This window comes from Pseudomonas resinovorans NBRC 106553 (genome assembly GCF_000412695.1).
Classification (GTDB): domain Bacteria; phylum Pseudomonadota; class Gammaproteobacteria; order Pseudomonadales; family Pseudomonadaceae; genus Metapseudomonas; species Metapseudomonas resinovorans_A.
In genome coordinates this window covers 1,081,462-1,105,526 of sequence record NC_021499.1, presented here as the reverse complement: position 1 = coordinate 1,105,526, position 24,065 = coordinate 1,081,462, and the positions used below count along the sequence as shown (strand labels likewise).

The 24,065-nt window shown below is 66.2% G+C and carries 23 protein-coding genes; 9 read left to right on the top strand and 14 right to left on the bottom strand.

Features of this window, described 5'->3' with window-relative positions; genetic code table 11:
- Positions 1-75 precede the first annotated feature (75 nt).
- From PCA10_RS05105 to PCA10_RS05085, 5 genes are all read left to right on the top strand, one after another.
- Positions 76-1,572 (top strand): RNA polymerase factor sigma-54, encoded by a 1,497-nt coding sequence (locus PCA10_RS05105; protein ID WP_041770139.1) that lies wholly within the window; start codon positions 76-78, stop codon positions 1,570-1,572.
- A gap of 84 nt (positions 1,573-1,656) precedes the next feature.
- On the top strand, positions 1,657-1,965 hold the full coding sequence (hpf, locus tag PCA10_RS05100) for a ribosome hibernation-promoting factor, HPF/YfiA family (protein WP_016490962.1): 309 nt from the start codon (positions 1,657-1,659) through the stop codon (positions 1,963-1,965).
- 10 nt (positions 1,966-1,975) lie between these two features.
- Positions 1,976-2,440: a PTS IIA-like nitrogen regulatory protein PtsN gene (gene ptsN / locus PCA10_RS05095; RefSeq protein WP_016490961.1), complete on the top strand. Its 465-nt coding sequence runs from the start codon at positions 1,976-1,978 to the stop codon at positions 2,438-2,440.
- Between the two features lie 9 nt (positions 2,441-2,449).
- On the top strand, positions 2,450-3,307 hold the full coding sequence (gene rapZ / locus PCA10_RS05090) for an RNase adapter RapZ (protein WP_016490960.1): 858 nt from the start codon (positions 2,450-2,452) through the stop codon (positions 3,305-3,307).
- A 16-nt stretch (positions 3,308-3,323) separates the two neighbouring features.
- Positions 3,324-3,596 carry an HPr family phosphocarrier protein gene (locus PCA10_RS05085; protein WP_016490959.1) on the top strand — a complete coding sequence of 91 codons (273 nt, stop codon included), beginning with the start codon at positions 3,324-3,326 and terminating at the stop codon, positions 3,594-3,596.
- A 13-nt stretch (positions 3,597-3,609) separates the two neighbouring features.
- Here the strand turns inward: PCA10_RS05085 and PCA10_RS05080 are convergent, their stop codons facing one another.
- The 6 genes from PCA10_RS05080 to pmbA all read right to left on the bottom strand — a co-directional run bounded on the left by PCA10_RS05080 (position 3,610) and on the right by pmbA (position 8,938).
- Positions 3,610-4,491: a ZIP family metal transporter gene (locus PCA10_RS05080; RefSeq protein WP_016490958.1), complete on the bottom strand. Its 882-nt coding sequence runs from the start codon at positions 4,489-4,491 to the stop codon at positions 3,610-3,612.
- Positions 4,492-4,548: 57 nt separating this feature from the next.
- Positions 4,549-5,160: a superoxide dismutase gene (locus PCA10_RS05075; protein WP_016490957.1), complete on the bottom strand. Its 612-nt coding sequence runs from the start codon at positions 5,158-5,160 to the stop codon at positions 4,549-4,551.
- A 14-nt stretch (positions 5,161-5,174) separates the two neighbouring features.
- Positions 5,175-5,621 (bottom strand): hypothetical protein, encoded by a 447-nt coding sequence (locus PCA10_RS05070; RefSeq protein ID WP_016490956.1) that lies wholly within the window; start codon positions 5,619-5,621, stop codon positions 5,175-5,177.
- 55 nt (positions 5,622-5,676) lie between these two features.
- Positions 5,677-7,053, bottom strand: a complete 1,377-nt coding sequence (gene fumC / locus PCA10_RS05065; RefSeq protein WP_016490955.1) for a class II fumarate hydratase FumC — start codon at positions 7,051-7,053, stop codon at positions 5,677-5,679.
- Positions 7,046-7,441 carry a hypothetical protein gene (locus tag PCA10_RS05060; protein ID WP_016490954.1) on the bottom strand — a complete coding sequence of 132 codons (396 nt, stop codon included), beginning with the start codon at positions 7,439-7,441 and terminating at the stop codon, positions 7,046-7,048. The genes fumC and PCA10_RS05060 overlap by 8 nt, the downstream gene beginning before the upstream one ends.
- Before the next feature lie 150 nt (positions 7,442-7,591).
- Positions 7,592-8,938, bottom strand: coding sequence for a metalloprotease PmbA (pmbA, locus tag PCA10_RS05055; RefSeq protein WP_016490953.1), 1,347 nt, complete (start codon positions 8,936-8,938; stop codon positions 7,592-7,594).
- Positions 8,939-9,082: 144 nt separating this feature from the next.
- Between pmbA and yjgA the strand changes: the two genes are divergently transcribed.
- Complete coding sequence (yjgA, locus tag PCA10_RS05050; protein ID WP_016490952.1) at positions 9,083-9,604, top strand: ribosome biogenesis factor YjgA; 522 nt, start codon at positions 9,083-9,085, stop codon at positions 9,602-9,604.
- Positions 9,605-9,679: 75 nt separating this feature from the next.
- Here the strand turns inward: yjgA and tldD are convergent, their stop codons facing one another.
- The 8 genes from tldD to mreB all read right to left on the bottom strand — a co-directional run bounded on the left by tldD (position 9,680) and on the right by mreB (position 20,610).
- The gene (gene tldD / locus PCA10_RS05045; RefSeq protein ID WP_016490951.1) at positions 9,680-11,122 is read right to left on the bottom strand and encodes a metalloprotease TldD; all 1,443 of its coding nucleotides are present in this window, start codon (positions 11,120-11,122) and stop codon (positions 9,680-9,682) included.
- Between the two features lie 2 nt (positions 11,123-11,124).
- Positions 11,125-11,973, bottom strand: coding sequence for a carbon-nitrogen hydrolase family protein (locus tag PCA10_RS05040; RefSeq protein WP_016490950.1), 849 nt, complete (start codon positions 11,971-11,973; stop codon positions 11,125-11,127).
- A 56-nt stretch (positions 11,974-12,029) separates the two neighbouring features.
- Positions 12,030-15,848, bottom strand: a complete 3,819-nt coding sequence (locus PCA10_RS05035; protein ID WP_016490949.1) for a YhdP family protein — start codon at positions 15,846-15,848, stop codon at positions 12,030-12,032.
- An 8-nt stretch (positions 15,849-15,856) separates the two neighbouring features.
- Positions 15,857-17,314 (bottom strand): ribonuclease G, encoded by a 1,458-nt coding sequence (gene rng, locus PCA10_RS05030; RefSeq protein WP_016490948.1) that lies wholly within the window; start codon positions 17,312-17,314, stop codon positions 15,857-15,859.
- A gap of 9 nt (positions 17,315-17,323) precedes the next feature.
- Entirely contained in the window at positions 17,324-17,914 is a 591-nt protein-coding gene (locus tag PCA10_RS05025) for a Maf family protein (RefSeq protein ID WP_016490947.1), read from the bottom strand.
- 51 nt (positions 17,915-17,965) lie between these two features.
- Positions 17,966-18,454 (bottom strand): rod shape-determining protein MreD, encoded by a 489-nt coding sequence (gene mreD, locus PCA10_RS05020; RefSeq protein WP_016490946.1) that lies wholly within the window; start codon positions 18,452-18,454, stop codon positions 17,966-17,968.
- Positions 18,454-19,491 (bottom strand): rod shape-determining protein MreC, encoded by a 1,038-nt coding sequence (gene mreC / locus PCA10_RS05015; RefSeq protein ID WP_231866644.1) that lies wholly within the window; start codon positions 19,489-19,491, stop codon positions 18,454-18,456. Before mreC ends, mreD begins: the two co-directional genes overlap by 1 nt.
- Before the next feature lie 81 nt (positions 19,492-19,572).
- A complete protein-coding gene (mreB, locus tag PCA10_RS05010; protein ID WP_016490944.1) occupies positions 19,573-20,610 on the bottom strand; it encodes a rod shape-determining protein MreB in 1,038 nt (345 codons plus the stop codon).
- 218 nt (positions 20,611-20,828) lie between these two features.
- On the opposite strand from mreB, the gene gatC reads away from it, so the two are divergent.
- From gatC to gatB, 3 genes are read left to right on the top strand one after another with little or no spacing between them, the layout of a single operon-like run.
- The gene (gene gatC, locus PCA10_RS05005) at positions 20,829-21,116 is read left to right on the top strand and encodes an Asp-tRNA(Asn)/Glu-tRNA(Gln) amidotransferase subunit GatC (RefSeq protein WP_016490943.1); all 288 of its coding nucleotides are present in this window, start codon (positions 20,829-20,831) and stop codon (positions 21,114-21,116) included.
- Between the two features lie 14 nt (positions 21,117-21,130).
- Positions 21,131-22,582 (top strand): Asp-tRNA(Asn)/Glu-tRNA(Gln) amidotransferase subunit GatA, encoded by a 1,452-nt coding sequence (gatA, locus tag PCA10_RS05000; RefSeq protein ID WP_016490942.1) that lies wholly within the window; start codon positions 21,131-21,133, stop codon positions 22,580-22,582.
- Between the two features lie 11 nt (positions 22,583-22,593).
- The gene (gene gatB, locus PCA10_RS04995) at positions 22,594-24,039 is read left to right on the top strand and encodes an Asp-tRNA(Asn)/Glu-tRNA(Gln) amidotransferase subunit GatB (RefSeq protein WP_016490941.1); all 1,446 of its coding nucleotides are present in this window, start codon (positions 22,594-22,596) and stop codon (positions 24,037-24,039) included.
- The last annotated feature ends 26 nt before the right edge of the window (positions 24,040-24,065 follow it).

The window sequence follows — 24,065 nt, the reverse complement described above, 5'->3', positions numbered from 1 at the left end:
CTTCCTGGTGGCGCTTCGGCGCCCTGTAGTGGATGGCGCGAGAGCGCCGGCGAATAAGGTGCTAAGCCCCCTGCCATGAAACCATCGCTAGTCCTGAAGATGGGCCAGCAGCTGACGATGACTCCTCAGCTGCAACAGGCCATCCGCCTGCTCCAACTCTCCACCCTGGACCTCCAACAGGAAATCCAGGAAGCGCTGGAGTCCAATCCCATGCTCGAGCGGCAGGAGGATGGCGACGATTTCGACACCTCCGACCCCATGGCCGAAGGTGACCAGCAGTCCAATTCCGGCAACCAGGATTCCAGCTTCCAGGAGTCCAGCGTCCAGACCAACGCCGAAGCCCTGGAAGACGGCGAATGGCACGAGCGCATCCCCAGCGAACTCCCCGTCGACACCGCCTGGGAAGACGTCTACCAGACCAGCGCCAGCAGCCTGCCGAGCAACGATGACGACGAGTGGGACTTCACCTCGCGCACCTCGGTCGGCGAAAGCCTGCAGAGCCACCTGCTCTGGCAGCTCAACCTGGCGCCGATGTCCGACACCGATCGCCTGATTGGGGTCACCCTGATCGACTGCATCAACAACGACGGCTATCTCGAGGAAACCCTCGCCGAGATCGTCGAAGCCTTCGACCCCGAGCTCGGTATCGAGCTGGACGAGGTCGAGGTCGTCCTCCACCGCATCCAGCAGTTCGAGCCCGCCGGCATCGGCGCACGCGACCTGCGCGAGTGCCTGATCCTGCAACTGCGCCAGCTGCCCTCGGGCACGCCCTGGCTGGTGGAGGCCCAGCGCCTCGCCGCCGACTTCCTCGACCTGCTCGGCAGCCGCGACTACAGCCAGCTGATGCGCCGCATGAAGGTCAAGGAAGACGAGCTGCGCCAGATCATCGAACTGATCCAGTGCCTCAACCCCCGCCCGGGCTCGCAGATCGAAGCCAGCGAACCCGAGTACGTGGTGCCGGACGTCATCGTGCGCAAGCACAACGAGCGCTGGCTGGTGGAACTGAACCAGGAAGCCGTGCCGCGCCTGCGGGTCAATCCGCACTACGCCGGCTTCGTCCGTCGCGCCGACTCCAGCGCCGACAACACCTTCATGCGCAACCAGTTGCAGGAAGCCCGCTGGTTCATCAAGAGCCTGCAGAGCCGCAACGAGACCCTGATGAAGGTCGCCACCCAGATCGTCGAGCACCAGCGCGGCTTCCTGGAATACGGCGAAGAGGCGATGAAGCCCCTGGTCCTGCACGACATCGCCGAAGCCGTGGGCATGCACGAGTCGACGATTTCCCGCGTGACCACCCAGAAATACATGCACACACCCCGCGGGATCTACGAGCTGAAGTACTTCTTCTCCAGCCACGTCAGCACCTCGGAAGGCGGCGAATGCTCGTCTACCGCGATCCGCGCCATCATCAAAAAACTGGTCGCTGCGGAAAATCCGAAAAAGCCGTTGAGCGACAGCAAGATCGCTGGTTTACTGGAGGCACAGGGCATTCAAGTGGCCCGTCGCACAGTAGCCAAGTATCGTGAATCCCTTGGGATAGCGCCTTCCAGCGAACGAAAGCGACTGATGTGACGCGGATATTGACCCACGCCAAAGTGTTCCGGTGGCAGGCCCGTTAGCCTGTCTCTTACACACGGGCAATAAGGAGAAAGCGGTATGCAAGTCAACATCAGTGGACATCAACTGGATGTGACCGACGCCCTGCGCAACTACGTTGTCGAGAAGTTCGACCGTCTGGAGCGCCATTTCGACCGAATCACCAACGTGCAAGTGATCATGCAGGTCGAGAAACTCAAACAGAAAATCGAAGCCACTTTGCACATCGCCGGCGGCGAAGTCGTTGCCAACGCGGAACATGAAGACATGTACGCCGCCATCGACCTGCTCACCGACAAGCTCGATCGCCAATTGATCAAGCACAAGGAAAAGCAGTTGAACCGCCAGCAGGGTGCCACCGCCCGCTGAACCCCTCCCTATGATCCGACTTGAGCAAATCCTGACCCCCGGCCGTTCCCTGGTGAACGTGCCGGGTGGCAGCAAAAAACGCGTACTGGAACAGATCGCCAAGCTGGTCGCGCGCGACCTTCCCGACCTCGACAACCAGGACATTTTCGAAAGCCTGGTAGCCCGGGAGAAACTCGGCTCCACCGGTTTCGGCAACGGCATCGCCATTCCCCACTGTCGCCTCACCGGCTGCACCGCGCCCATCAGCGCCGTGCTGCGCCTTGACGCGCCAGTAGATTTCGACGCCATCGACGGCGCCCCCGTGGACCTGCTGTTCGTGCTGCTGGTCCCTGAAGCCGCCACCGACGAACATCTCGAGCTGCTCCGACAGATCGCCAGCATGCTCGACCGCACTGACGTGCGCGAGCGCCTTCGCCAGGCGCCCGACAGCACCAGCCTGTACCAGGTGGTGGTGGACGTGCAGAGCGGACGCTAGGGTTTTGCCATGCGCCTGATCATCGTTAGCGGCCGCTCCGGCTCGGGCAAGAGCACCGCCCTCGATGTTCTCGAGGACCACGGTTTCTACTGCATCGACAACCTGCCGGCCGCCCTGCTTCCCGAGCTGGCCGAACGAGCGTTGCTGCACACCGAGCTGCTGCAGCCCCTGGTCGCGGTGTCGATCGACGCGCGCAACCTGCCCAGCCAGCTGCTGCGTTTTCCGGAGCTTCTGGCCGAGGCCCGCGCCCGCCACATCAAGTGCGACCTGCTCTACCTCGACGCGGAGAACGACACGCTGCTAAAGCGTTTCTCCGAAACCCGTCGGCGCCACCCGCTCACCAACGACAACCGCTCCCTTGCCGAAGCCATTCGTGACGAGGAACTGTTGCTTGCGCCGATCGCGGACCTCGCCGACCTGAAGATCGACACCACCCATCTCAACCTCTACCAGCTGCGCGACAGCCTCAAGCTGCGCCTGTTGAACCAGCCCGAGCCCGGCACCGCCTTCCTCATCGAATCCTTCGGATTCAAGCGTGGCATGCCGGTGGACGCCGACCTGGTGTTCGACGTGCGCTGCCTGCCCAATCCGTACTGGAAGCCCGAACTGCGCGAGCACTCGGGACTGGAGCCGGCCGTCGCCGAGTACCTCGCCGGGCAACCGGACGTGGAAGAGATGTATCAGGATATCCACGGCTACCTGAGCAAGTGGCTGCCGCGCTTCGCCGCCAGCAACCGCGCCTATGTCACCATCGCCATCGGCTGCACCGGCGGACACCACCGTTCGGTCTACATCGCCGAGCGCCTGGGCGCGGCCCTGAAACCCAGCTTGAAGAATGTCCAGGTTCGCCACCGCGACCTCAGCTAGAAGGATTGGAACCGCGATGCCCGCCTGCGAGATCACCATCATCAACAAGCTCGGCCTGCATGCCCGGGCGGCGGCGAAGTTCGTCGGCGTCGCGGGTCGCTATCCCTGCCAGATCCGCGTGGGCCGCACCCCCGAGAGCCTGGTGGACGGCAAGAGCATCATGGCGGTGATGATGCTCGCCGCCGGCAAGGGCACGCCCATCCACCTGCACACCGATGGCGACCAGGACGACGATGCCCTGACCGCCCTGATCGAGCTGATAAACAACAAGTTCGACGAAGGCGAATGACCCTCCGGCCCTCTCAGGCCAGCGCGGTATCCAGCACCATCATCAGACAGAACCCCACCGCCAGCCCGAGGCTGGCAGCCGTCTCGTGACCATTGCGATGGGACTCGGGAATGATCTCGTGGACCACGGCGAAGAGCATCGCACCCGCGGCCAGTGCCAGACCCCAGGGCAGCAGCAGCACCGAGACCTGAACCAGCCAGGCGCAGAGCACCGCGAATAGCGGCTCCACCAGTCCCGATGCCGCGCCGATCAGCAGCGCCCGCCCCTGGGACATGCCAGCCCCCGCCAGCACCAGCGAAATGATCAGCCCCTCGGGGATGTCCTGCAGGGCGATGCCCAGCGCCAGGCCGTCGGCGCCTGGCAGGCCCGCGCCCGCCGCCACGCCAACCGCCATTCCCTCTGGAATGTTGTGCAAGACGATGGCGATGACGAAGAGCTTGACCCGCGGCGTGATGGAAAACTGCCCATCCAGCCGTGGCGGCTGCTGCGGCAGAAACCGCCCCAGCACGAACAGGCCGGTGGCGCCGAGCAGCAGACCAACGCTCATCAGGCCTCCCGCCGACCACTTGGAGAAGCCGAGGTCACCGGCCGCCTCCAACCCCGGCATCAGCAGGGAGAACACCGTGGCGGAGAGCATCACGCCGGCACCGAACCCCAGCAGGCCGTCCGACAACCGCGCCGAGATGCTGCGCAGAAAGAGCACCGGCAGCGCCCCCAGCGCCGTTCCCAGGGCGCAGAGCGAACCGGCGCGCAGCGCTTGCCACAGGTGTGGTTCCAGCAGAGGTTGCAAGGCCATCATCGCCTGCATCGACAGGAGCGTGAGGCCGACCATCACCACCAGGGCACCGATGAACTGGCGGACGGAACGGCTACTGGAAATCAGGGAAGTCTGCATGGGGGGATCTTGTCGGGTCGAATGGGTGTCGGCGGAGGGACATCCTCCGCCGCGGAATCAGGCCATCGCCTGCTTGTAACGACGGGCCACTTCAGCCCAGTCGATGACGTTGTAGAAGGCACCGATGTACTCCGGCCGGCGGTTCTGGTAGCGCAGGTAGTAGGCGTGTTCCCAGACGTCCAGGCCGAGGATCGGCGTGTTGCCCTGCAGCAGCGGGCTGTCCTGGTTGGCCGAGCTTTCCACCAGCAGGCGCTTGGCCTTGGTGACGCTGAGCCAGGCCCAGCCACTGCCGAAGCGGGTCAGCGCTGCCTTGGTGAAGGCCTCCTTGAAGCGCTCGAAACCACCCAGCTCGGCGTCGATGGCCGCCGCCAACTCACCCTCGGGCACACCGCCGCCGGAGGGCGACATCACCATCCAGAACAACCCATGGTTGGCATGGCCGCCGCCATGGTTGATCACCGCCGGACGCAGCTCGGCCGGCAGATCGTCCAGGCGCTGGAGCAATTGCTCCACCGGCAGCGCGGCCAGGGGATGCCCCTCCAGCGCGGCATTGAGGCCATTCACGTAGGTCTGGTGATGCTTGCTGTGGTGGATCTCCATGGTCTGCGCATCGATGTGCGGCTCCAGGGCATCGTAGGCATACGGCAGGGTGGGCAGTTGGTGGGACATCGACAGCTCCTTGATCAATGGTGGACGCGGCTGACAGCGGCGAAACGGCCGGTCGGGCCTGGCGGGGTACGGCCAATGCCGAGCAGGCGGTCGGTGCGCGGATAGGCGCCGTACTCGCCGATGAACTCCAGCAGGCTGGTGTAGGTGGTGCGGCTGTGGCGCAAGGCGGCCTCGCGCAGGGCACCGGGCAAGCGCCCATCGCCCAGCGCCTGGAGCAGCCGCTCATGGCTGGCGCAAAGGTGCTCGGCGGTCTCCTCCGGCTGGCCGAGCATCAGGTGCAGGTCGGCCAGGTTGTGATGGGAAATCACCAGCGCGGCGACGGCTTCCTCGGCGTTCGGCCAACGTTCGAACAGCACTTGCGCCTGACCGATGGCCTGCAGGTAAAGCTCCCGCGCCTCGATCCAGTCACCGCCGTTGAAGCAGTGATTGCCCGCGGTGATGGTGAGTTTCCAGTGCTCCATGGTCCGCCCTCCTCGGGGTGGGAAGGCGCCGCCGCTGCGGCGCCCCGGTTTACGCTCAGAGACCGCCAGCGGTCAGCTTCTCGGGATCGAGCAGGCGTTCCAGTTCGGCGCGGCCGAGGTCGGTGCTTTCCTCGGCGACATCGATGATCGGACGCCCCTCGCGATAGGCGCGCTTGGCGATTTCCGCCGCCTTGAGGTAGCCGATGATCGGGTTCAGCGCGGTCACCAGGATCGGGTTGCGATCCAGCGCTTCGCGCAACTTGCCCTGGTTGACGGTGAACGTGGCAATGGCGCGGTCGGCCAGCAGACCGCTGGCGTTGCTGAGCAATTCGAGGCTGCCCAGCAGGTTGTGGGCGATCACCGGCAGCATCACGTTCAGCTCGAAGTTGCCGGACTGACCGGCGACGGTGATGGCGGCGTCGTTGCCGATCACCTGGGCCGCGACCATGGCGGTGGCCTCGGGGATCACCGGGTTGACCTTGCCCGGCATGATCGAGGAGCCCGGCTGCAGGGCTTCCAGCTCGATCTCGGCCAGGCCGGCCAAGGGGCCGGAATTCATCCAGCGCAGGTCGTTGGCGATCTTCATCAGCGTTACGGCGGTGGTCTTCAGCGCGCCGGACAGGGCGACGGCGGTGTCCTGGGAACCGATCAGGGCGAAGAAGTTGCTGCCCGGGGTGAAGCGCAGCCCGGTGAGCGTACCGAGCTCGCGGCAGAAGGTGGCGGCGAACTGCGGGTGGGCGTTGATACCGGTGCCCACCGCCGTACCGCCCTGGGCCAGTTGCTGGATGGCCGGCTGCAGGCTGCGCAGTTGCTCGATGTTGGCCTGCACCTGCTGGGCCCAACCGTCCAGCACCTGGCTCATGCGCACCGGCATGGCGTCCATCAGGTGGGTACGGCCGGTCTTCACGAAGGGTTGCACCTCCAGGGACTTCTCGCAGAGCACCTTGAGCAGGTGGCCGAGCGCCGGCAGCAGGCGCTCGTTGAGCTCGATGGCGGCACTGGCATGGATGGTGGTGGGGATGATGTCGTTGCTGCTCTGACCGCAGTTGACGTGGTCGTTGGGATTGACCTTGTCGCCCAGCAGGCGGCTCGCCAGGGTGGCGATGACCTCGTTGGCGTTCATGTTGGAACTGGTGCCCGAGCCGGTCTGGAACACATCCACCGGGAAGTGCGCCATGCACTCGCCGGCGAGCAGTTGCTGGCAGGCGCCGGCGATGGCATCGCCCATGGCCGCCTCGACCTGCCCCAGGTCGACGTTGGCTCGCGCCGCGGCGGCCTTGGCCAGGACCAGGGTGCGTACGAAGGCTTCCGGCATGCGCAGCCCGGATACCGGGAAGTTGTTCACCGCGCGCTGGGTCTGGGCGCCGTAGAGCGCCTCGGCGGGCACCGCCAGTTCTCCCATGCTGTCGCGCTCGATTCGAATGTCAGTCACGTTGCATTCCTTCTTGCGGTTCGTGGAAATCCAGGGACGGCAGCAGCACCAGTGACGACAGGCGCCGCTGCAGGCCCTGCAGCCGTTTCCGGCTGGAGGTATCGGTGGCCAGGCTGCGCAGTGCCCAGAGCGGGCGGTAGGCGTGATCCAGACACAGACAGCGCCAGTGCCAGGGCAAGGCCTGGTCGGCGGCGGTGTCCAGCAGCAGGCGGAAGACGACTTCCTGGGCGCGCCAGGCGGGAGCTCGGCCATGGCGGAAATGTTGCGAGGACAGGGATACGAAGCGCTCGAGCAGCCAGGGATCGTCGGGGGCGAGGGCGCAACGGATGCGGTTGGCCTGCCAGTGCCAATCATTGTCGAGGGACTGGGCCTGGAATCGATCGAGCATGGCAATCCTCAAATGATTTTGATTTACATTTGAGAATGATAAACACTTTGGTGGATAGCAGCGCAAGCGCAACAGACGGACTGTCGCGTCCGGGAAATGAAAAACGCGCCCGGATGGGCGCGTTTTCAACAGCGGGGAAAGCCCTGGCGGTCAGCTGCCGGCCACGGTCATCCGCTCGATCAGCACCGAACCGGTGCGGATATTGCCGCGCAGCTCCAGGTCACTGCCCACCGCGATGATCTGGCGGAACATGTCCTTGAGGTTGCCCGCGATGGTCACTTCCTGGACCGGGAACTGGATTTCGCCGTTCTCCACCCAGAAGCCGGCGGCGCCACGGGAGTAGTCGCCGGTGACCATGTTCAGGCCCTGCCCCATCAGCTCGGTCACCAACAGGCCGCGGCCCATGCGCCGCAACAGCGCCGTCAGGTCTTCCTGGCCGTGGGTGACGAAGAGGTTGTGCACCCCGCCGGCGTTGGCCGTGCTTGGCAAACCCAGCTTGCGTCCGGAGTAGGTGCCGAGGATGTACGACACCAGTTCGCCCTTCTCCACGAACGGCTTGGCGTAGGTCGCCAGGCCATCGTTGTCGAAGGTGGCGCTGGCCATGGCACGGGGAATGTGCGGCCGCTCGTCGATGGACAGCCACTCGGGGAACAGCCTCTGGCCCAAGGTGCCTTCGAGGAAGGAGGACTTGCGGTAGAGGTTGCCGCCGGAAATCGCACCGAGGAAGCTGCCGAAGAGGCCCGTGGCCAATTCGGCGGCGAACAGCACAGGGACTTCGCAGGTGGGTACGGGACGCGCACCCAGACGGGCCGCGGTGCGCTCGGCGGCGCGACGGCCGATGCTCGCCGGGTCGGCCAGTTGGCTGCCGATGCGGTTCACGTCGTACCAGTAGTCGCGCTGCATCTGCCCGTCGCTTTCGCCGATCATCACGCAGCTCAGGCTGTGCCGGGTACTGGCGTAACCGCCGACGAAACCATGGCTGTTGCCGTAGACGCGGCAGCCCTGGTGCGTGTTGAGGGTGGTGCCGTCAGCCTTGCTGACACGCTTGTCGGTGGCGAAGGCCCCCGCCTCGCAGAGCAGCGCCTGCTCCACCGCCTGCTCGGGGGTGATGGACCAGGGGTGGTAGAGGTCCAGGTCCGGCAGTTCGCGGGCCATCAGCGCCGCGTCGGCCAGGCCCGCGCACTCGTCCTCGGACGCATGCTTGGCGATGGCCAGGGCCGCCGCGACGGTTTCGCGGATCGCGTCCTCGCCGCTGGCCGAGGTACTGGCCGAGCCCTTGCGCTGCCCGACGTACAGGGTGATGCCGAAACCCTGGTCACGGTTGAATTCGACTGTCTCCACCTCGCCCTGACGGACGCTGGTGGACAGCCCCTGCTCCACTGAAACAGCCACCTCGCAGGCGCTGGCGCCCTGGCGCCGGGCCTCGGCGAGGATGCGTTCGACCCGCGACTGCAGTTCCGGCAAGGCTTCCGGGCCGACCACTTCTACTTCACTCATAGCCACTCCAGTTCAAAAATTCTTCCACACGACGCGCGCCACCTGGCGCCGCGCCGTACTTGCCGCGCTGCGGCGGCGCCAGCCGGGCCGGACAAGGAGGCCCCGACTGGTTATCATGGCGGCGTTTCCCATTGGACCACCCCCATGTCTGAATTCATCGACGACGACTTCTCCGGAGAGAAGAGCAAATCCCAGGTCAAACGCGAGCTGCACGCCCTGCAAGAGCTCGGCGAACGCCTGACCACCTTCAAGGCCGACGTCCTCGCCAAGCTGCCGCTGAGCGACGCCCTGCAGCGAGCCCTGGCCGAAGCACCGAAGCACAAGGCGAACGTCGCCCGCAAACGCCACATCCAGTACATCGGCAAGCTCATGCGCGAGCAGGACGTCGAAGCGATCGTCGCCCTGATCGACCAGCTCGACAGCTCCACCCGCGAGTACAACGAGCGCTTCCACGCCCTGGAGCGCTGGCGCGACCGCCTCATCGAAGGTGGCGACACCGCCCTGGAAAGCTTCGTCGCCGATTACCCGGAAACCGACCGCCAGCACCTGCGCGGCCTGATCCGTCACGCCCAGCACGAGGCGGCCCATAACAAGCCGCCGGCTGCCGCGCGCAAAGTGTTCAAGTACATCCGCGACCTGGACGAAGCCAAGCGCGGCCTGCGCTGAGCCCGTACGCAAGACCCGAGGCCCAGGGCGAGCATGCTCGCTGCCTGCGGCCTGGAGCCCGTCGCTCGGGGGTCATCAGGCCCCCGTCCCGCCTACGGTGATCGCATCGATCTTCAGGGTCGGCTGACCCACGCCCACCGGCACTGACTGACCGTCCTTGCCGCAGGTACCCACGCCACTGTCCAGCGCCAGGTCGTTGCCGACCATGGACACCCGGCTCATGGCTTCCGGACCGTTGCCGATCAGGGTCGCGCCCTTCACCGGCGTGGTGATCTTGCCATTCTCGATCAGGTAGGCCTCGCTGGTGGAGAAGACGAACTTGCCGCTGGTGATATCCACCTGGCCGCCGCCGAGGTTGGCGCAGTAGATGCCGCGCTGCACCGAGGCGATGATCTCCTGCGGGTCGCTTTCGCCCGCCAGCATGTAGGTGTTGGTCATGCGCGGCATCGGCAGGTGCGCGTATGACTCGCGCCGGCCGTTGCCGGTGCGCGCCACCTTCATCAGGCGCGCGTTGAGCTTGTCCTGCATGTAGCCCTTGAGCACGCCGTTCTCGATCAGCGTGGTGCACTGGGTCGGGGTGCCCTCGTCGTCGACGCTGAGGGAACCACGGCGATAGGCCAGGGTACCGTCGTCGACGATGGTGCAGAGGCTGGACGCGACCTTCTCGCCGATGCGGCCGCTATAGGCCGAGCTGCCCTTGCGGTTGAAGTCACCTTCCAGGCCGTGGCCGACGGCCTCGTGCAGCAGCACGCCGGACCAGCCCGCGCCCATCACCACCGGTAGGGTACCGGCCGGGGCCGGCACCGCCTCGAGGTTCACCAGGGCCTGGCGCAGCGCTTCGCGGGCGTAGCCCATGGCGCGATCTTCCTGGAGGAAATAGCGGTAGTCGGTACGACCGCCGCCACCATGGCCCCCGCGCTCGCGGCGACCGTTCTGCTCGACGATCACGCTGACGTTGAAGCGCACCAGCGGGCGTACATCGGCGCCGAGGCTGCCGTCGCTGGCGGCGATCAGGATGCGCTCCCAGACCCCGGCCATGCTCACGGTGACCTGCTTGATGCGTGGGTCCAGCGCGCGGGTGGCGACGTCGACCTGCTTCAGCAACTCGACCTTTTCGGCACGGCTGATCACGTCCAGCGGGCTGCTGGAATCGTACAGGCGGGTGATCTGCGGGCTGGCGAAGGCCTGGACGCGACCCTCCTGGCCGGCGCGGGAAATCGAACGCGCGGCCCGTGCCGCCTGACGCAGGGCATCGAAGGTAATGGCGTTGCTGTAGGCGAAGCCGGTTTTCTCGCCGGACTGGGCGCGCACGCCCACACCCTGGTCGAGGTGGAAGCTGCCTTCCTTGACGATGCCGTCCTCCAGCACCCAGGACTCCGAAACCTGCCCCTGGAAGTACAGGTCGGCGGCGTCGATGCCGGGGCCGGCCAGCTCGCCGAGAATCTCCGGCAGCCGCTCGATGCTGAGGTCGCCTGGCGCCAGCAGGTGCTCGCTGACGGATAACAAGAGGTCGCTCATAACTACTCCGTACGCGCCGGCCCAGGAGTGGCCGGCGTCATGAATCTTCTGTGGGTGCTGACCGGCATGCGTTGCCGGATGGCCGCTTGTTCGGTGGCGTCGCGATTGGCGAACAATACCGCCTCGCCGCGGGCCTGTTCGGCCAGGACCCGACCCCAGGGATCGACGATGGCCGAATGGCCGAAGGTCTCCCTTGGCCCGGGGTGCGTTCCGCCCTGGCCGGCCGCCAGCACATAGCATTGGGTTTCGATGGCGCGGGCGCGTACCAGCACCTGCCAGTGGGCGGCCCCGGTGACGGCGGTAAAGGCCGCGGGCGCGCTGATCAGTTCCGCGCCGGCCTCGCGCAGGGCGCCATAGAGCTCGGGAAAGCGCAGGTCATAGCAAACGGTCAGGCCCAGGCGGCCAACCGGTGTATCGGCCACCACCACCTCGGCGCCGTGGGCATAGTCATCGGACTCGCGGTAACGGCCCCGATTGTCGGTCACGTCCACGTCGAACAGGTGAATCTTGTCGTAACGCGCCGCCCGTTCGCCCTGCTCGTCGATCAGCAGCGAGCAGGCATTGGGTTTGTCCTCGGGGCGACCGTCAGGCGGCAGCGGCAGGGTCCCGGCCACTATCCACAGGCGCAGGTCGCGGGCCGTCTGGCGCAGCCAGGGCAGGATCGGCCCCTCGCCCAGGGCCTCGGCGCGGCCGAGCTGGGCCAGGTCGCGGCGGCCGATGGCGGCGAAGTTCTCCGGCAGCACGGCCAGCCGGGCACCGCCTTCGGCGGCTTGCTCCAACAGGCGCCGGGCGCTGGCGAGGTTGGCCAGGACATCGTCCTGGCTAACCATCTGAATCACGGCAAGGGACATCGAAATCTCCGCAGAAGGCATGGGATGCATGCTAACTCAAGCTGCGATAGCGCGCTTCAATGAGGCTTTTCGAATGGCTTCTCGAAAGTGAACTTGGGGTTCTTCAGCGAACCTTCAACCCTGTAGCGCACACTGGCGATGCGAGACACCTTGTCCCCCAGCAGCTTGTCGACCACGAACAGCGCGCCGCCGATGGCCGGCGCGCCGACCATCAGCGCGGCGAGCGGCAGGTTGGTGGTCAGCGGCAGAGTCACCAGCAGCGTGGCGTCGATACGGCTGGCCGGCAGGTCGAGGGTGCCGTCCAGCTCCAGCCCGGTGGAAGGACCTTCCAGGGTGATCGGCTTGCGGGTGACGAAACGCCCTTCGCTGCCCACCAGCAAGCCCTTGACCCGATCGTAGGCCAGGCCCTTGTCGAACAGGTCGGAGAAGTCCAGGCGAACGCGCCGGCCAATGGCGTTGAAGTTGAGCAGGCCGAATACCCGCAGGGCCTGGGCGCTGCCTTCCACTTCGACGAACTGGCCCTTGTGCAGGCTGGCGTCCAGGGAGCCGGAGAAGCGCTTGAGGCTGACCCAGGCCGGCGATCCCGGCCAGCGGCCATCGGCGTCCAGGCGGAAGCGCTCGCTGGTGGCCGAGGGCGCGAAGTTCCAGGCCTTCAGCACGTCGGCCAGGTTCTTGCCCTCCAGGCGCCCCTTGTACCAGGAGGCGCTGCTTTGGGCGTCGCCTTCCCAACCCGCCACGCCACCCACCTTGAGCCCCTTGAGGTTGAGGTCCAGGTCATTGAAGGCCAGCCCCTTGGCGTTCGGCCGCACCTTGAACGACGAGGCGCCCAGCGGCGCATCGCCAAGCACCACCTGGTCGATTCGCACATCCAGCGCCGGTACCTGTCGCGGGTCGACGCCCGCCAGCGGGTCGGGCTTGGCGTCGGCTTCGACCTCGTTCTCGGGCGGCTTGGGCAGGCGCACCTCGGTCATGTGGATATCGATCGGCACATCCTTGGCGTCGGCCAGAATCACCCGGCCCTTCACCAGGGAGCTGTCCAGGCCGAGGTTCCAGCCGGTGGCGGAGCGATCCAGGTTGACCTTGAGGTTCTCCAGGCTGGTGCCGAAACCGTTGAATCGACCGATTTCCAGGTCGGCTTCGCGCAACAGGCGCGCCTTCTCGGCGCCATCCTTGGGCAGGTACTGCTTGGCCAGCGCCATCCAGGGGGCGGTATCCAGCTGCTCGATGCGCCCGCGCACGCGCAGGCCCTTGTCGCCCGGCAAGCTGGCCGTGCCGCCACCCAGCACCAGATCGCCGCGGGCCTCTTCGAACTTGCCCACCGGCGCCGCCATGGCCAGGCTGACGAGCCCGCCATGGTCCAGCCAGTAGCGCCGCTCGTCGCCTTCCAGGGTCATGCGCCAGCTGGTCTCCCGGGCCAGGTCGACGTCCTTGCCGAAAGGCGCCGGCAGATCGATGGTCAGGCCCTTGAGGCTGGAGTCGATGCGCAGCTGGCTGTCCTTGCCATCCAGGCTCAGGTTGAGGCTGTAGGGCAGCGTCCCCGACGCCGGCAGCGCCTGGGTCACCCCGAGCCAGGCGGTGAGGTCCTTCAGGGTGATGCTGCCGTCGGCGAAGATGCGCGAACGGGCCTTGCCCTTGCTGCCTTCGGCCTGGGCCCTGGCATGTACCTCGCGGCCAAAGGCTCGGCCGCGAATATCCTTGGCGCTAAGACCGCTGTCGGTGTCGTAGCGGAAGGCGCCCTTGAGCTGGCTGAGGGACAGCTCCGGACGGGGGATCTTCAGTTGTGCGTCCTGGGTGGCAAGATCGACCACCACATGGGGCGGATGGCCCTTCTCCAGGGGAATATCCAGCTTCAGGCTGCCGTCCAGGCTGCCTTCGCCCTGCCAGCCGGCGAAGATCGCGGCGGTGTCCATGGGCGCTTCCTGAAGGATCTTCAGGCCGTCGGCGAAGCTGCTGTCCAGCTGCGCATCCAGTTGCAGGCGCGGCACCTGGCCGGGCTCCACATGGGGCACCGCGGCCGTGGCATCGCTCACCCGACTGTCGAGGATGCGCCCGTCCGGCACCCGCACGCGCACGCCGCTGTCCTCGACCAGGACTTCGCCACGGGCCTCGCGCAATTCCGGCCAGCCGGGCTGGTAGGCCAGTTCGGCGTCGTGCACCTTGAAGAACAGGCTGACGGAACGGGCCGCCGGATCGGCGCCATGGGCCAGGGAGCCCTGGTACTGGAAGAAGCCCTCGTCCACCGCGCCCTTGCGAATGGCTTCCTTGAGCCACTTGGCCAGGGCCGGGCTGAATCCCGGCGAACGCGTCGGCAGGTACTTCTCGGTATAGCTGGCGTCACCGTCGTGCAGGCCGACGCGCAGGTCCATGTAGTCCTCGGCGGCGGGGTCGCGCATCAGGCGGATCAGCATGTCCCCGGCGATTTCCCCCTCCTCGCCGCTCAGGCGCATGAAGGGGCTGGCCAGGGTGAAGGCGTTGTCGTCCAGGCGCCAGGTCAGCCGCGCCCGCGCCTGGCGATAGCGCCAGGGCGTGGGGAACAACTGGTCGAGGTGCAAGGCGAAGTCGTTGGTGTTCAGGCGCAGCTCGCCCTGCTGGAAATCACCCACCAGGCTGCCGTTGACGTTCTCCACGGCGGGAGCGCCATGATAGGCCTCGAAGCCGATGCCACTGAGGTTGCCGCTGAACTCCAGGCGCTTGGCGTCCTGTTGCTGCGGACGGTAGGTCAGGCTGACGTTGCGCAGGGCGCCACGGGGCTTGAGTGCGGCCACCGCCTGCGCGGCAGCTTCGGGCAGTGGCACCAGGGCATCCACCACTGGCAGCAACGGCGCCAGGTCCAGGCGGTCGGCATTGAGTCGCCACAGGGGCTGCTCGCCGGCCTGGTGATCAATACGCAGGTGCGCCTCACCCCAGCGCGTCTCGTCGATGTTCGCGGCCAGGGAATCGAGCAACAGCTGGAAGCCCTGGTCGGTGCGCGTGAAGTAGGCGTTCAGACCCAGGTTGCCGAGGGTTACCGCCTTGCGCTTGGCATAGGCGCCGCGCACCTCGGGTGCGTGCAGCCGGGCGACCGCGCGCTGCAGGCCGCCCTTGCTCCACTCGGCCCAGGCTTCACCGCCGGCCTGCAGGCGCTGCAGGTGCCACTCACCGGTCAGGCTGGCGGGCAGCCAGCGGGACCAGTCGCTCTGCGGCAGGCTGAGGTAGAGCTCGGCCTCGCTTTGCAACCAGGTGTCGGCGTTCAACCGGGTACGCAGGCGCAAGGCAAGGGGCTGCTGGTCGGGCAGCTCGATGCGGCCGTCCAGACGCTGGCGGCTGCCGCTGGCCCGCAGGCTGAAATTGGCATGAGTGAAGCTGACGGGCTGCTGCCCATGAGGTTCCAGGGTGAGCTGGCTGTTGAGCACCGAGACGTGGCCGATGCGTCGTAGCGCATCGCGTACCTGGCGCGGGGCGGGCGTGGGCTTGTCGGGACCGGCGGCGAAGCCTTCCAGGTGCCACTTGCCGTCCGCGTCCTGGCTCAACCCGAGCTGGACGCCATCCAGTTCCAGACGGGCGATGCGCAGCTGCTGGGCCAGCAGGCTGCCGAACACATCCGGAACCACCCGCACCTGGTCCAGGCGCAGGGCGCTGTCGCCCTCCCCGAGCATCAGGTCGTGAACGATCAGCAGCGGCGCCAGCCCATGCCAGCGGCCCTCCAGGCTGCCGATCCGCAGGGGCCGGCCAAGGGCGGCGGAGGCCTTCTCCTCGGCTTCGGCGCGGTACTCGGCCACCAGGGGCACGAGTTCGCGCCCGAGGCTGACATAGAGCGCCGCCAGCACCAGGAACAGGGCGCAGATCCCCAGGGACCAGCGCAGGACACGCATCAACCAGCGAGCGAGGTTTTCCACTCAGCGCCTCAAAGCAGAACCACGTCGTACTGTTCCTGGGAATACATGGTTTCCACCTGGAACTTGATAGGACGACCGATGAAGGCCTCCAGATCGGCGACGTTGCCCGATTCTTCGTCCAGCAGGCGGTCCACCACCTTCTGGTTGGCCAGCACCAGGTAGCCTTCGGCCTGGTAGGCGCGGGCCTCGCGGAGGATCTCGCGGAAGATCTCGTAGCAAATGGTTTCCGCGGTCTTCAACAAGCCACGCCCCTGGCAGCAGGAGCACGGCTCGCAGAGCACCTGGATCAGGCTCTCGCGGGTGCGCTTGCGGGTCATCTGCACCAGGCCGAGCTCGGTGATGCCGATGATGTTGGTCTTGGCGTGGTCTCGCTCCAGCTGCTTTTCCAGGGTCCGCAGTACCTGACGCTGGTGCTCCTCATCCTCCATGTCGATGAAGTCGATGATGATGATGCCGCCCAGGTTGCGCAGGCGCAGCTGGCGGGCAATGGCGGTGGCGGCCTCGAGGTTGGTCTTGAAGATGGTCTCTTCGAGAGTGCGGTGGCCGACGAAGGCGCCGGTGTTGACGTCGATGGTGGTCATCGCCTCGGTCGGGTCGATGATCAGGTAGCCGCCGGACTTGAGCAGCACCTTGCGCTCCAGGGCCTTCTGGATCTCGTCCTCGACCCCGTAGAGGTCGAAGATCGGCCGCTCGCCGGGGTAGTGCTCCAGGCGGTCGGAGACTTCCGGCATCAGTTCGTCGACGAACTGGGTGACCTTCTGGAAGGTTTCCCGGGAGTCGATGCGGATCTTCTCGATGCGCGGGTTGACCAGGTCGCGCAGGGTGCGCAGGGCCAGGCTGAGGTCTTCGTATATCACCGAGGGCGAGGGGGCGGTCTGCATCTGTGCGGAAATCTGTTCCCAGAGTCGGCGCAGGTAGCGGATATCGGCGAGGATCTCGTCGGTGCGGGCGCCATCGGCGGCGGTCCGCAGGATGAACCCCCCGGCTTCCTCGATCCCTTCGGCGGCGATGCAGTCGGCCACCACCTGCTTGAGGCGCTCGCGCTCGGCCTCGTCCTCGATCTTCAGGGAGATACCCACATGGCTGGTGCGCGGCATGTACACCAGGTAGCGCGAGGGGATCGACAGCTGGGTGGTGAGGCGCGCGCCCTTGCTGCCGATGGGGTCCTTGGTAACCTGCACCACCAGGGCCTGGCCCTCGTGGACCAGGGCGCTGATGCTTTCCACCGCGCTGCCTTCGCGGTTGCTGATTTCAGAGGCGTGGATGAAGGCCGCGCGGTCCAGGCCGATGTCGACGAAGGCCGCCTGCATACCCGGCAGCACCCGCACCACCTTGCCCTTGTAGATGTTGCCGACTATGCCGCGACGCAGCGTGCGTTCGACATGCACCTCCTGCAGCACACCGTTTTCCACCACCGCCACGCGCGATTCCATCGGCGTGATATTGATCAGAATCTCTTCGCTCATGCCGTTGACCTATCCCAGGTGCTGCCAACAAGGAATGCCGAAACCGGCGAGCATTTCCGCCGTTTCCAGCAGCGGTAATCCCACTACCGCTGAATAGCTGCCCTCTACCCGACTGACGAATACCGCGCCCAGCCCCTGGATAGCGTAGCTGCCCGCCTTGTCCGCGGGTTCGCCGCTGGCCCAGTAGGCGTCCAGTTCGCTGCGGGCTATTTCACGGAAGCGCACCCAGCTGGCAACCACGCGGGTTTCGCAGCGGCCACCGGCGGCCAGGGCGACCGCCGTGAGCACCTCGTGCTCGCGGCCGGACAGCGCCGCCAGCATGGCCAGGGCGTCGTCACGGTCGGTCGGTTTGCCGAGGATGCGGCCATCGAGCACCACGGCCGTATCGGCGCCGAGCACGCAGGCGTCACCGGCCTCGGCCAGGGTGGCGAGGCCGGCGAGGGCCTTCTCCCGGGCGAGACGCTCGACATAGGCGTTCGCGGTTTCGCCGGGCAAGGCGGATTCGTCGATGGAGGCGATCAGGGTGATATGGGGAACGCCGATCTGCGCCAGCAGCTCGCGCCGGCGCGGCGACCCCGAAGCCAGGTACAGCGTGGCCATGCGGACTTCTCCATGTCGAAGACAAAAGCTTGCGACATGGCCGCAAACCGATCAGTTGACGTTGAGGCGGCGACTCGTACCGCGCAAGGCGGCGTATACCCAGGGCCAGAGCAGTGCGCTGACCAGCGCGGGCAACAGGAAGACCAGGGTTGGGGGACGATTACCGGTGAGGGCATTGAGCCACAGCTGTACGAGTTGAGCCAGGCCGAAAACCACCAGCAGAACCAGGCATTGCTGCCACATGGGGAACATGCGCAGGCGCTGATGCAAGGTCAGCACGAGGAAGGTGATCAGCGCCAGGATAAGGGCGTTCTGTCCAAGGGGGGTGCCATAGAGCACATCTTCCGCCAGGCCCAGTACCCAGGCGGTGGTCATGCCCACCCGATGCGGCAGGGCGAGGGTCCAGTAGGTGAGGAACAGCGCCAGCCAGAGCGGCCGGCCGATCTCCATGAAGCTGGGGACCGGGCCGACGCTGAGTACCAGCGCGAGGATCAGACTGATCCAGATGACCCAGCCATTGTTGGAGCGCTGGCTGACCATCAGTGGTTCTCCTGGGCATTCTGCGTCGCCGGCGGGCGGTTCGGCGTCGCTTGGGCAGGTGCAGCCGGCGCGGCGGGAGCAACCGCGGGGGCTGCAGGAGCTGCGGGAGCCGGTGCAGCGGCAGGCGCCGCCGGGGTTGCGCCGGGAGCGGCCGGGGCGGGCGCCGCCTGCGCGGCGCCAACCGGGGCGCCGGGCTGTGCCGCGGCCTCGCGATCGGCTTCTTCCTGGGCCTTGGCAGCGGCGTTGGCGCGCTCCTCAGGGCTCCGGGTGTCGGTGAACACCAGCAGCATGTAGCGACTGCGGTTCAGGGCGGCGGTGGGCACGGCGCGAACGATGGCGAAGGGCTGGCCGGAGTCGTGGATGACTTCCTTGACGATGGCCACCGGGTAGCCGGCCGGGAAGCGCTGCCCCATGCCGGAGCTGACCAGCAGGTCGCCTTCCTTGATGTCGGCGGTGTCCGCCACGTGGCGCAGTTCCAGGCGCTCGGGGTTGCCGGTGCCGCTGGCGATGGCACGCAGGCCATTGCGGTTCACCTGTACCGGGATGCTGTGGGTGGTGTCGGTGAGCAGCAGGACGCGGGCGGTATAGGGCATGACCTCCACCACCTGGCCCATCAGGCCACGGGCATCGAGCACCGGCTGGCCGAGGAACACGCCATCCTTCTCGCCCTTGTCGATCAGGATGCGGTGGGTGAAGGGGTTGGGATCGACGCCGATCAGCTCGCCCACCAGCACCTTCTCGTCCACCAGGGCGGACGAGTTGAGCAGCTCGCGCAGGCGCACGTTCTGCTCGGTCAGGGTCGCCAGCTTCTGCAGGCGGCGCTGCATCAGCAGGGATTCGGCCTTGAGCTTCTCGTTCTCGGCGATCAGGGTGCTGCGGCTGGTGAATTGGTCGCTGACCCCGTCCCAGACGCGCACCGGCAGGTCAGCCAGCCAATAGAAAGGCGTGAGAACCAGGCCCATCTGGCTGCGCATGGGCTTGAGGGTGTCGAAACGGGCATCGACCACCATCAGCGCAGCCGAGAGCACGGCGAACACCAGCAGGCGCACGCCGAGCGAAGGTCCCTTGGTGAATAGCGGCTTGATGGCTCGCTCCTATGGCAGCGAAGCTCTCCGACCTTACTCGGTGGAGAGCAGATCCATCGCGTGGCGATCCATCATTTCCAGGGCACGGCCGCCACCACGGGCAACGCAGGTCAGCGGGTCCTCGGCGACGATCACCGGCAGGCCGGTTTCCTGGGCCAGCAGCTTGTCCAGGTCGCGCAGCAGCGCGCCACCACCGGTCAGCACCAGGCCACGCTCGGCGATGTCGGAAGCCAGTTCCGGCGGGGATTGCTCCAGGGCGCTCTTGACCGCCTGGACGATGGTCGCCAGGGATTCCTGCAGGGCTTCCAGAACTTCGTTGGAGTTCAGGGTGAAGCTGCGCGGTACGCCTTCGGCCAGGTTACGGCCGCGAACGTCGATCTCGCGGATCTCGCCACCCGGGAAGGCGGTGCCGATTTCCTGCTTGATGCGCTCGGCGGTGGATTCACCGATCAGGCTGCCGTAGTTTCGGCGCACGTAGGTCACGATGGACTCGTCGAAACGGTCGCCGCCGACGCGTACGGATTCGGCGTAGACCACGCCGTTCAGGGAAATCAGGGCGATCTCGGTGGTACCACCACCGATGTCCACGACCATGGAGCCGCGGGCTTCTTCCACCGGCAGGCCGGCACCGATGGCGGCGGCCATGGGCTCTTCGATCAGGAAGACTTCGCGGGCACCGGCACCCAAGGCCGATTCACGGATGGCGCGGCGTTCCACCTGGGTGGACTTGCAGGACACGCAGATCAGGACGCGCGGGCTCGGCTGCAGGAAGCTGTTTTCGTGCACTTTATTGATGAAGTACTGCAGCATCTTCTCGCAGACGCTGAAGTCGGCGATCACGCCGTCCTTCATCGGACGAATGGCGGAAATGTTGCCCGGCGTACGACCCAGCATGCGCTTGGCTTCGGTGCCGACGGCTACCACGCTCTTCTGGTTGCCGTGGTTACGAATGGCTACAACCGAAGGCTCGTTGAGGACGATACCGCGCTCGCGCACGTAAATCAGGGTATTGGCAGTGCCCAGGTCGATCGACAGATCACTGGAAAACATGCCACGCAGTTTCTTGAACATGGGAGAGGGACCCTAGGCAACGCGTGGGTAAAAAAGTGCGGCAAACTCTATCAATGACAGGGATTTTGGGCAAGGCGCCGATATGTTAAATTGCTCGTTTTTCCGGGCCGGCAAGGCCCATCATCGCGGCCTTTGACCGCTCGTTCGCAGCACCGTTCCCCGCTCGATTCCCGCACGGTCGACTGCCCACGCAGGCCGCTTCTAGTTGGAGACCCCCGATGGCGCTTGAACGCTCCGACGTGGAAAAAATCGCCCATCTCGCCCGACTGGGCCTGAACGAGGCCGATATCCCGCGTACCACCGAGACCCTGAACAACATCCTCGGCCTGGTCGACGCCATGCAGGCGGTCGACACCGACGGCATCGAACCCATGGCGCACCCGCTCGACGCCACCCAGCGCCTGCGCGCCGATCGCGTCAGCGAAGATAATCGCCGCGACGCCTACCAGGCCATAGCACCGGCCGTCGAAAACGGCCTGTACCTCGTGCCCAAAGTCATCGAATAAGGAAAGGGTTCCCCATGCATCAACTGACCCTCGCCGAGATCGCCCGTGGCCTGGCCGCCAAGGAATTCTCCGCCGAAGAGCTGACCCGCGGCCTGCTGGCGCGCATCCATCAGCTCGACCCGCAACTCAACAGCTTCATCACCATCACCGACGACCTGGCCCTCGAACAGGCCAAGGCAGCCGACGTACGGCGCGCCGCCGGTGAGCAAGGCGCCCTGCTCGGCGCCCCCATCGCCCACAAGGACCTGTTCTGCACCGAAGGCGTGCTGACCAGCTGCGCCTCGAAGATCCTCGACGGCTTCAAGGCGCCCTACGACGCCACCGTGGTCGCCCGCCTCAAGGCCGCCGGCGCGGTCAGCCTCGGCAAGCTGAACATGGACGAGTTCGCCATGGGCTCCTCCAACGAGTCCAGCCACTACGGCGCGGTGAAGAACCCCTGGGCCCTCGATCGCGTCCCCGGCGGCTCGTCCGGCGGCTCCGCCGCGGCCGTCGCCGCGCGCCTGGTGCCCGCCGCCACCGGCACCGACACCGGCGGCTCGATCCGCCAGCCGGCCGCCTTCACCAACCTCACCGGCATCAAGCCCACCTACGGCCGGGTCTCCCGCTGGGGCATGATCGCCTACGCCTCCAGCCTCGACCAGGGCGGCCCGCTGGCTCGCACCGCCGAGGACTGCGCCCTGATGCTCGGCGCCATCGCCGGTTTCGATCCGAAGGACTCCACCAGCGTCGACGCGCCGGTGGACGACTACCTCGCCAGCCTGAACCAGCCGCTGGCCGGCCTGCGCATCGGCCTGCCGAAGGAATACTTCGGTGCCGGCCTCGACAGCCGCATCGCCGACGCCGTACTGGCCGCAGTCGAAGAGCTGAAGAAGCTCGGCGCCACGGTCAAGGAAGTCTCGCTGCCGAACATGCAGCATGCGATTCCCGCCTACTACGTGATCGCCCCGGCGGAAGCCTCCTCCAACCTGTCGCGTTTCGACGGCGTGCGCTTCGGCTACCGCTGCGAGAACCCGCAGAACCTGGAAGACCTGTACAAGCGCTCCCGCGCCGAAGGCTTCGGCAGCGAAGTGAAGCGTCGCATCATGGTCGGCACCTACGCGCTGTCCGCCGGCTACTACGACGCCTACTACCTGAAGGCGCAGAAGATCCGCCGCCTGATCAGGAACGACTTCACCGCCGCCTTCGCCGAGGTGGACCTGATCCTCGGCCCGACCACGCCCAACCCGGCCTGGAAACTCGGCGAGAAGAACAACGACCCGGTCGCCCAGTACCTGGAAGACATCTACACCATCACCGCCAACCTGGCGGGCCTGCCGGGCCTCTCCATGCCCGCCGGCTTCGTCGATGGCCTGCCGGTCGGCGTCCAACTGCTGGCACCCTATTTCCAGGAAAGCCGCCTGCTCAACGTCGCCCACCAGTACCAGCAGGCGACCGACTGGCACAAACGCGCACCGGCCGGATTCTGAGGACGACTCACATGCAATGGGAAACAGTGATCGGGCTGGAAATCCACGCACAGCTCAGCACCCAATCGAAGATCTTCTCCGGCAGCGCCACCACCTTCGGCGCCGAGCCCAACACCCAGGCCAGCCTGGTTGACCTCGGAATGCCCGGCACCCTGCCGGTGCTGAACGAAGAAGCGGTACGCATGGCGGTGAAGTTCGGCCTGGCCATCGATGCCGAGATCGCCGACAAGAACATCTTCGCCCGCAAGAACTACTTCTACCCGGACCTGCCCAAGGGCTACCAGACCAGCCAGATGGACCACCCCATCGTCGGCAAGGGCTTCCTCGACATCACCCTGGAAGACGGCACCGTCAAGCGCATCGGCATCACGCGCGCGCACCTGGAAGAAGACGCCGGCAAGAGCCTGCACGAAGACTTCCACGGCATGAGCGGCATCGACCTGAACCGCGCCGGCACCCCGCTGCTGGAGATCGTCTCCGAGCCGGACATCCGCAGCGCCAAGGAAGCCGTGGCCTACGTCAAGTCGATCCACGCCCTGGTGCGCTACCTCGGCATCTGCGACGGCAACATGGCCGAAGGCTCGCTGCGTTGCGACTGCAACGTCTCGGTGCGCCCCAAGGGCCAGGCCGAGTTCGGCACCCGCGCGGAGATCAAGAACGTCAACTCCTTCCGCTTCATCGAGAAGGCGATCAACCACGAGGTCCAGCGCCAGATCGAGCTGATCGAGGACGGCGGCAAGGTGGTACAGGAAACCCGCCTGTACGACCCGAACAAGGACGAGACCCGTTCCATGCGCAGCAAGGAAGAAGCCAACGACTACCGTTACTTCCCCTGCCCCGACCTGCTGCCCGTGGTGATCGAGAAGAGCTTCCTCGACGAAGTCCGTAGCCAGCTGCCGGAGCTGCCGAACCAGAAGCGCGAGCGCTTCCAGAGCGAGTTCGGCCTGTCCGCCTACGACGCCAGCGTGCTGTCCGCCAGCCGCGAAATGGCCGACTACTTCGAAGCCGTGAACAACGTCTGCGGCGACGCCAAGCTGGCGGCCAACTGGGTGATGGGCGAGCTCTCCAGCCTGCTCAACAAGGACGGCCTCGAGATCGAGCAGTCGCCGGTCAGCGCCTCGCACCTGGGCGGCATGATCCTGCGCATCAAGGACAACACCATCTCCGGCAAGATCGCCAAGATGGTCTTCGAGGCCATGGCCGCCGGCGAAGGTTCCGCCGACGAGATCATCGAGAAGAAAGGCCTGAAGCAGGTCACCGACTCCGGCGCCATCGAATCGATGCTCGACGAAGTGCTCGCCGCCAACGCCGAGCAGGTCGAACAGTACCGCGCCAGCGACGAAGCCAAGCGCGGCAAGATGTTCGGCTTCTTCGTCGGCCAGGCGATGAAGGCGTCCAAGGGCAAGGCCAACCCGGGCCAGGTGAACGATCTGCTGAAGAAGAAACTCGAAAGCTGATCCAGCCATCGACGACGCCGGGCTTG

Bases quoted from the DNA above. Each gene is read 5' to 3' on its own strand.
- PCA10_RS05070 (WP_016490956.1), bottom strand. From the start codon at position 5,621: ATGGAGCACTGGAAACTCACCATCACCGCGGGCAATCACTGCTTCAAC.
- PCA10_RS05105 (WP_041770139.1), top strand. From the start codon at position 76: ATGAAACCATCGCTAGTCCTGAAGATGGGCCAGCAGCTGACGATGACT.
- PCA10_RS05085 (WP_016490959.1), top strand. From the start codon at position 3,324: ATGCCCGCCTGCGAGATCACCATCATCAACAAGCTCGGCCTGCATGCC.
- PCA10_RS05080 (WP_016490958.1), bottom strand. From the start codon at position 4,491: ATGCAGACTTCCCTGATTTCCAGTAGCCGTTCCGTCCGCCAGTTCATC.
- ptsN (WP_016490961.1), top strand. From the start codon at position 1,976: ATGATCCGACTTGAGCAAATCCTGACCCCCGGCCGTTCCCTGGTGAAC.
- PCA10_RS05040 (WP_016490950.1), bottom strand. From the start codon at position 11,973: ATGTCCCTTGCCGTGATTCAGATGGTTAGCCAGGACGATGTCCTGGCC.
- pmbA (WP_016490953.1), bottom strand. From the start codon at position 8,938: ATGAGTGAAGTAGAAGTGGTCGGCCCGGAAGCCTTGCCGGAACTGCAG.
- PCA10_RS05075 (WP_016490957.1), bottom strand. From the start codon at position 5,160: ATGTCCCACCAACTGCCCACCCTGCCGTATGCCTACGATGCCCTGGAG.
- yjgA (WP_016490952.1), top strand. From the start codon at position 9,083: ATGTCTGAATTCATCGACGACGACTTCTCCGGAGAGAAGAGCAAATCC.
- mreB (WP_016490944.1), bottom strand. From the start codon at position 20,610: ATGTTCAAGAAACTGCGTGGCATGTTTTCCAGTGATCTGTCGATCGAC.
- mreD (WP_016490946.1), bottom strand. From the start codon at position 18,454: ATGGTCAGCCAGCGCTCCAACAATGGCTGGGTCATCTGGATCAGTCTG.
- rapZ (WP_016490960.1), top strand. From the start codon at position 2,450: ATGCGCCTGATCATCGTTAGCGGCCGCTCCGGCTCGGGCAAGAGCACC.
- PCA10_RS05025 (WP_016490947.1), bottom strand. From the start codon at position 17,914: ATGGCCACGCTGTACCTGGCTTCGGGGTCGCCGCGCCGGCGCGAGCTG.
- gatA (WP_016490942.1), top strand. From the start codon at position 21,131: ATGCATCAACTGACCCTCGCCGAGATCGCCCGTGGCCTGGCCGCCAAG.
- gatC (WP_016490943.1), top strand. From the start codon at position 20,829: ATGGCGCTTGAACGCTCCGACGTGGAAAAAATCGCCCATCTCGCCCGA.
- tldD (WP_016490951.1), bottom strand. From the start codon at position 11,122: ATGAGCGACCTCTTGTTATCCGTCAGCGAGCACCTGCTGGCGCCAGGC.
- gatB (WP_016490941.1), top strand. From the start codon at position 22,594: ATGCAATGGGAAACAGTGATCGGGCTGGAAATCCACGCACAGCTCAGC.
- rng (WP_016490948.1), bottom strand. From the start codon at position 17,314: ATGAGCGAAGAGATTCTGATCAATATCACGCCGATGGAATCGCGCGTG.
- hpf (WP_016490962.1), top strand. From the start codon at position 1,657: ATGCAAGTCAACATCAGTGGACATCAACTGGATGTGACCGACGCCCTG.
- PCA10_RS05060 (WP_016490954.1), bottom strand. From the start codon at position 7,441: ATGCTCGATCGATTCCAGGCCCAGTCCCTCGACAATGATTGGCACTGG.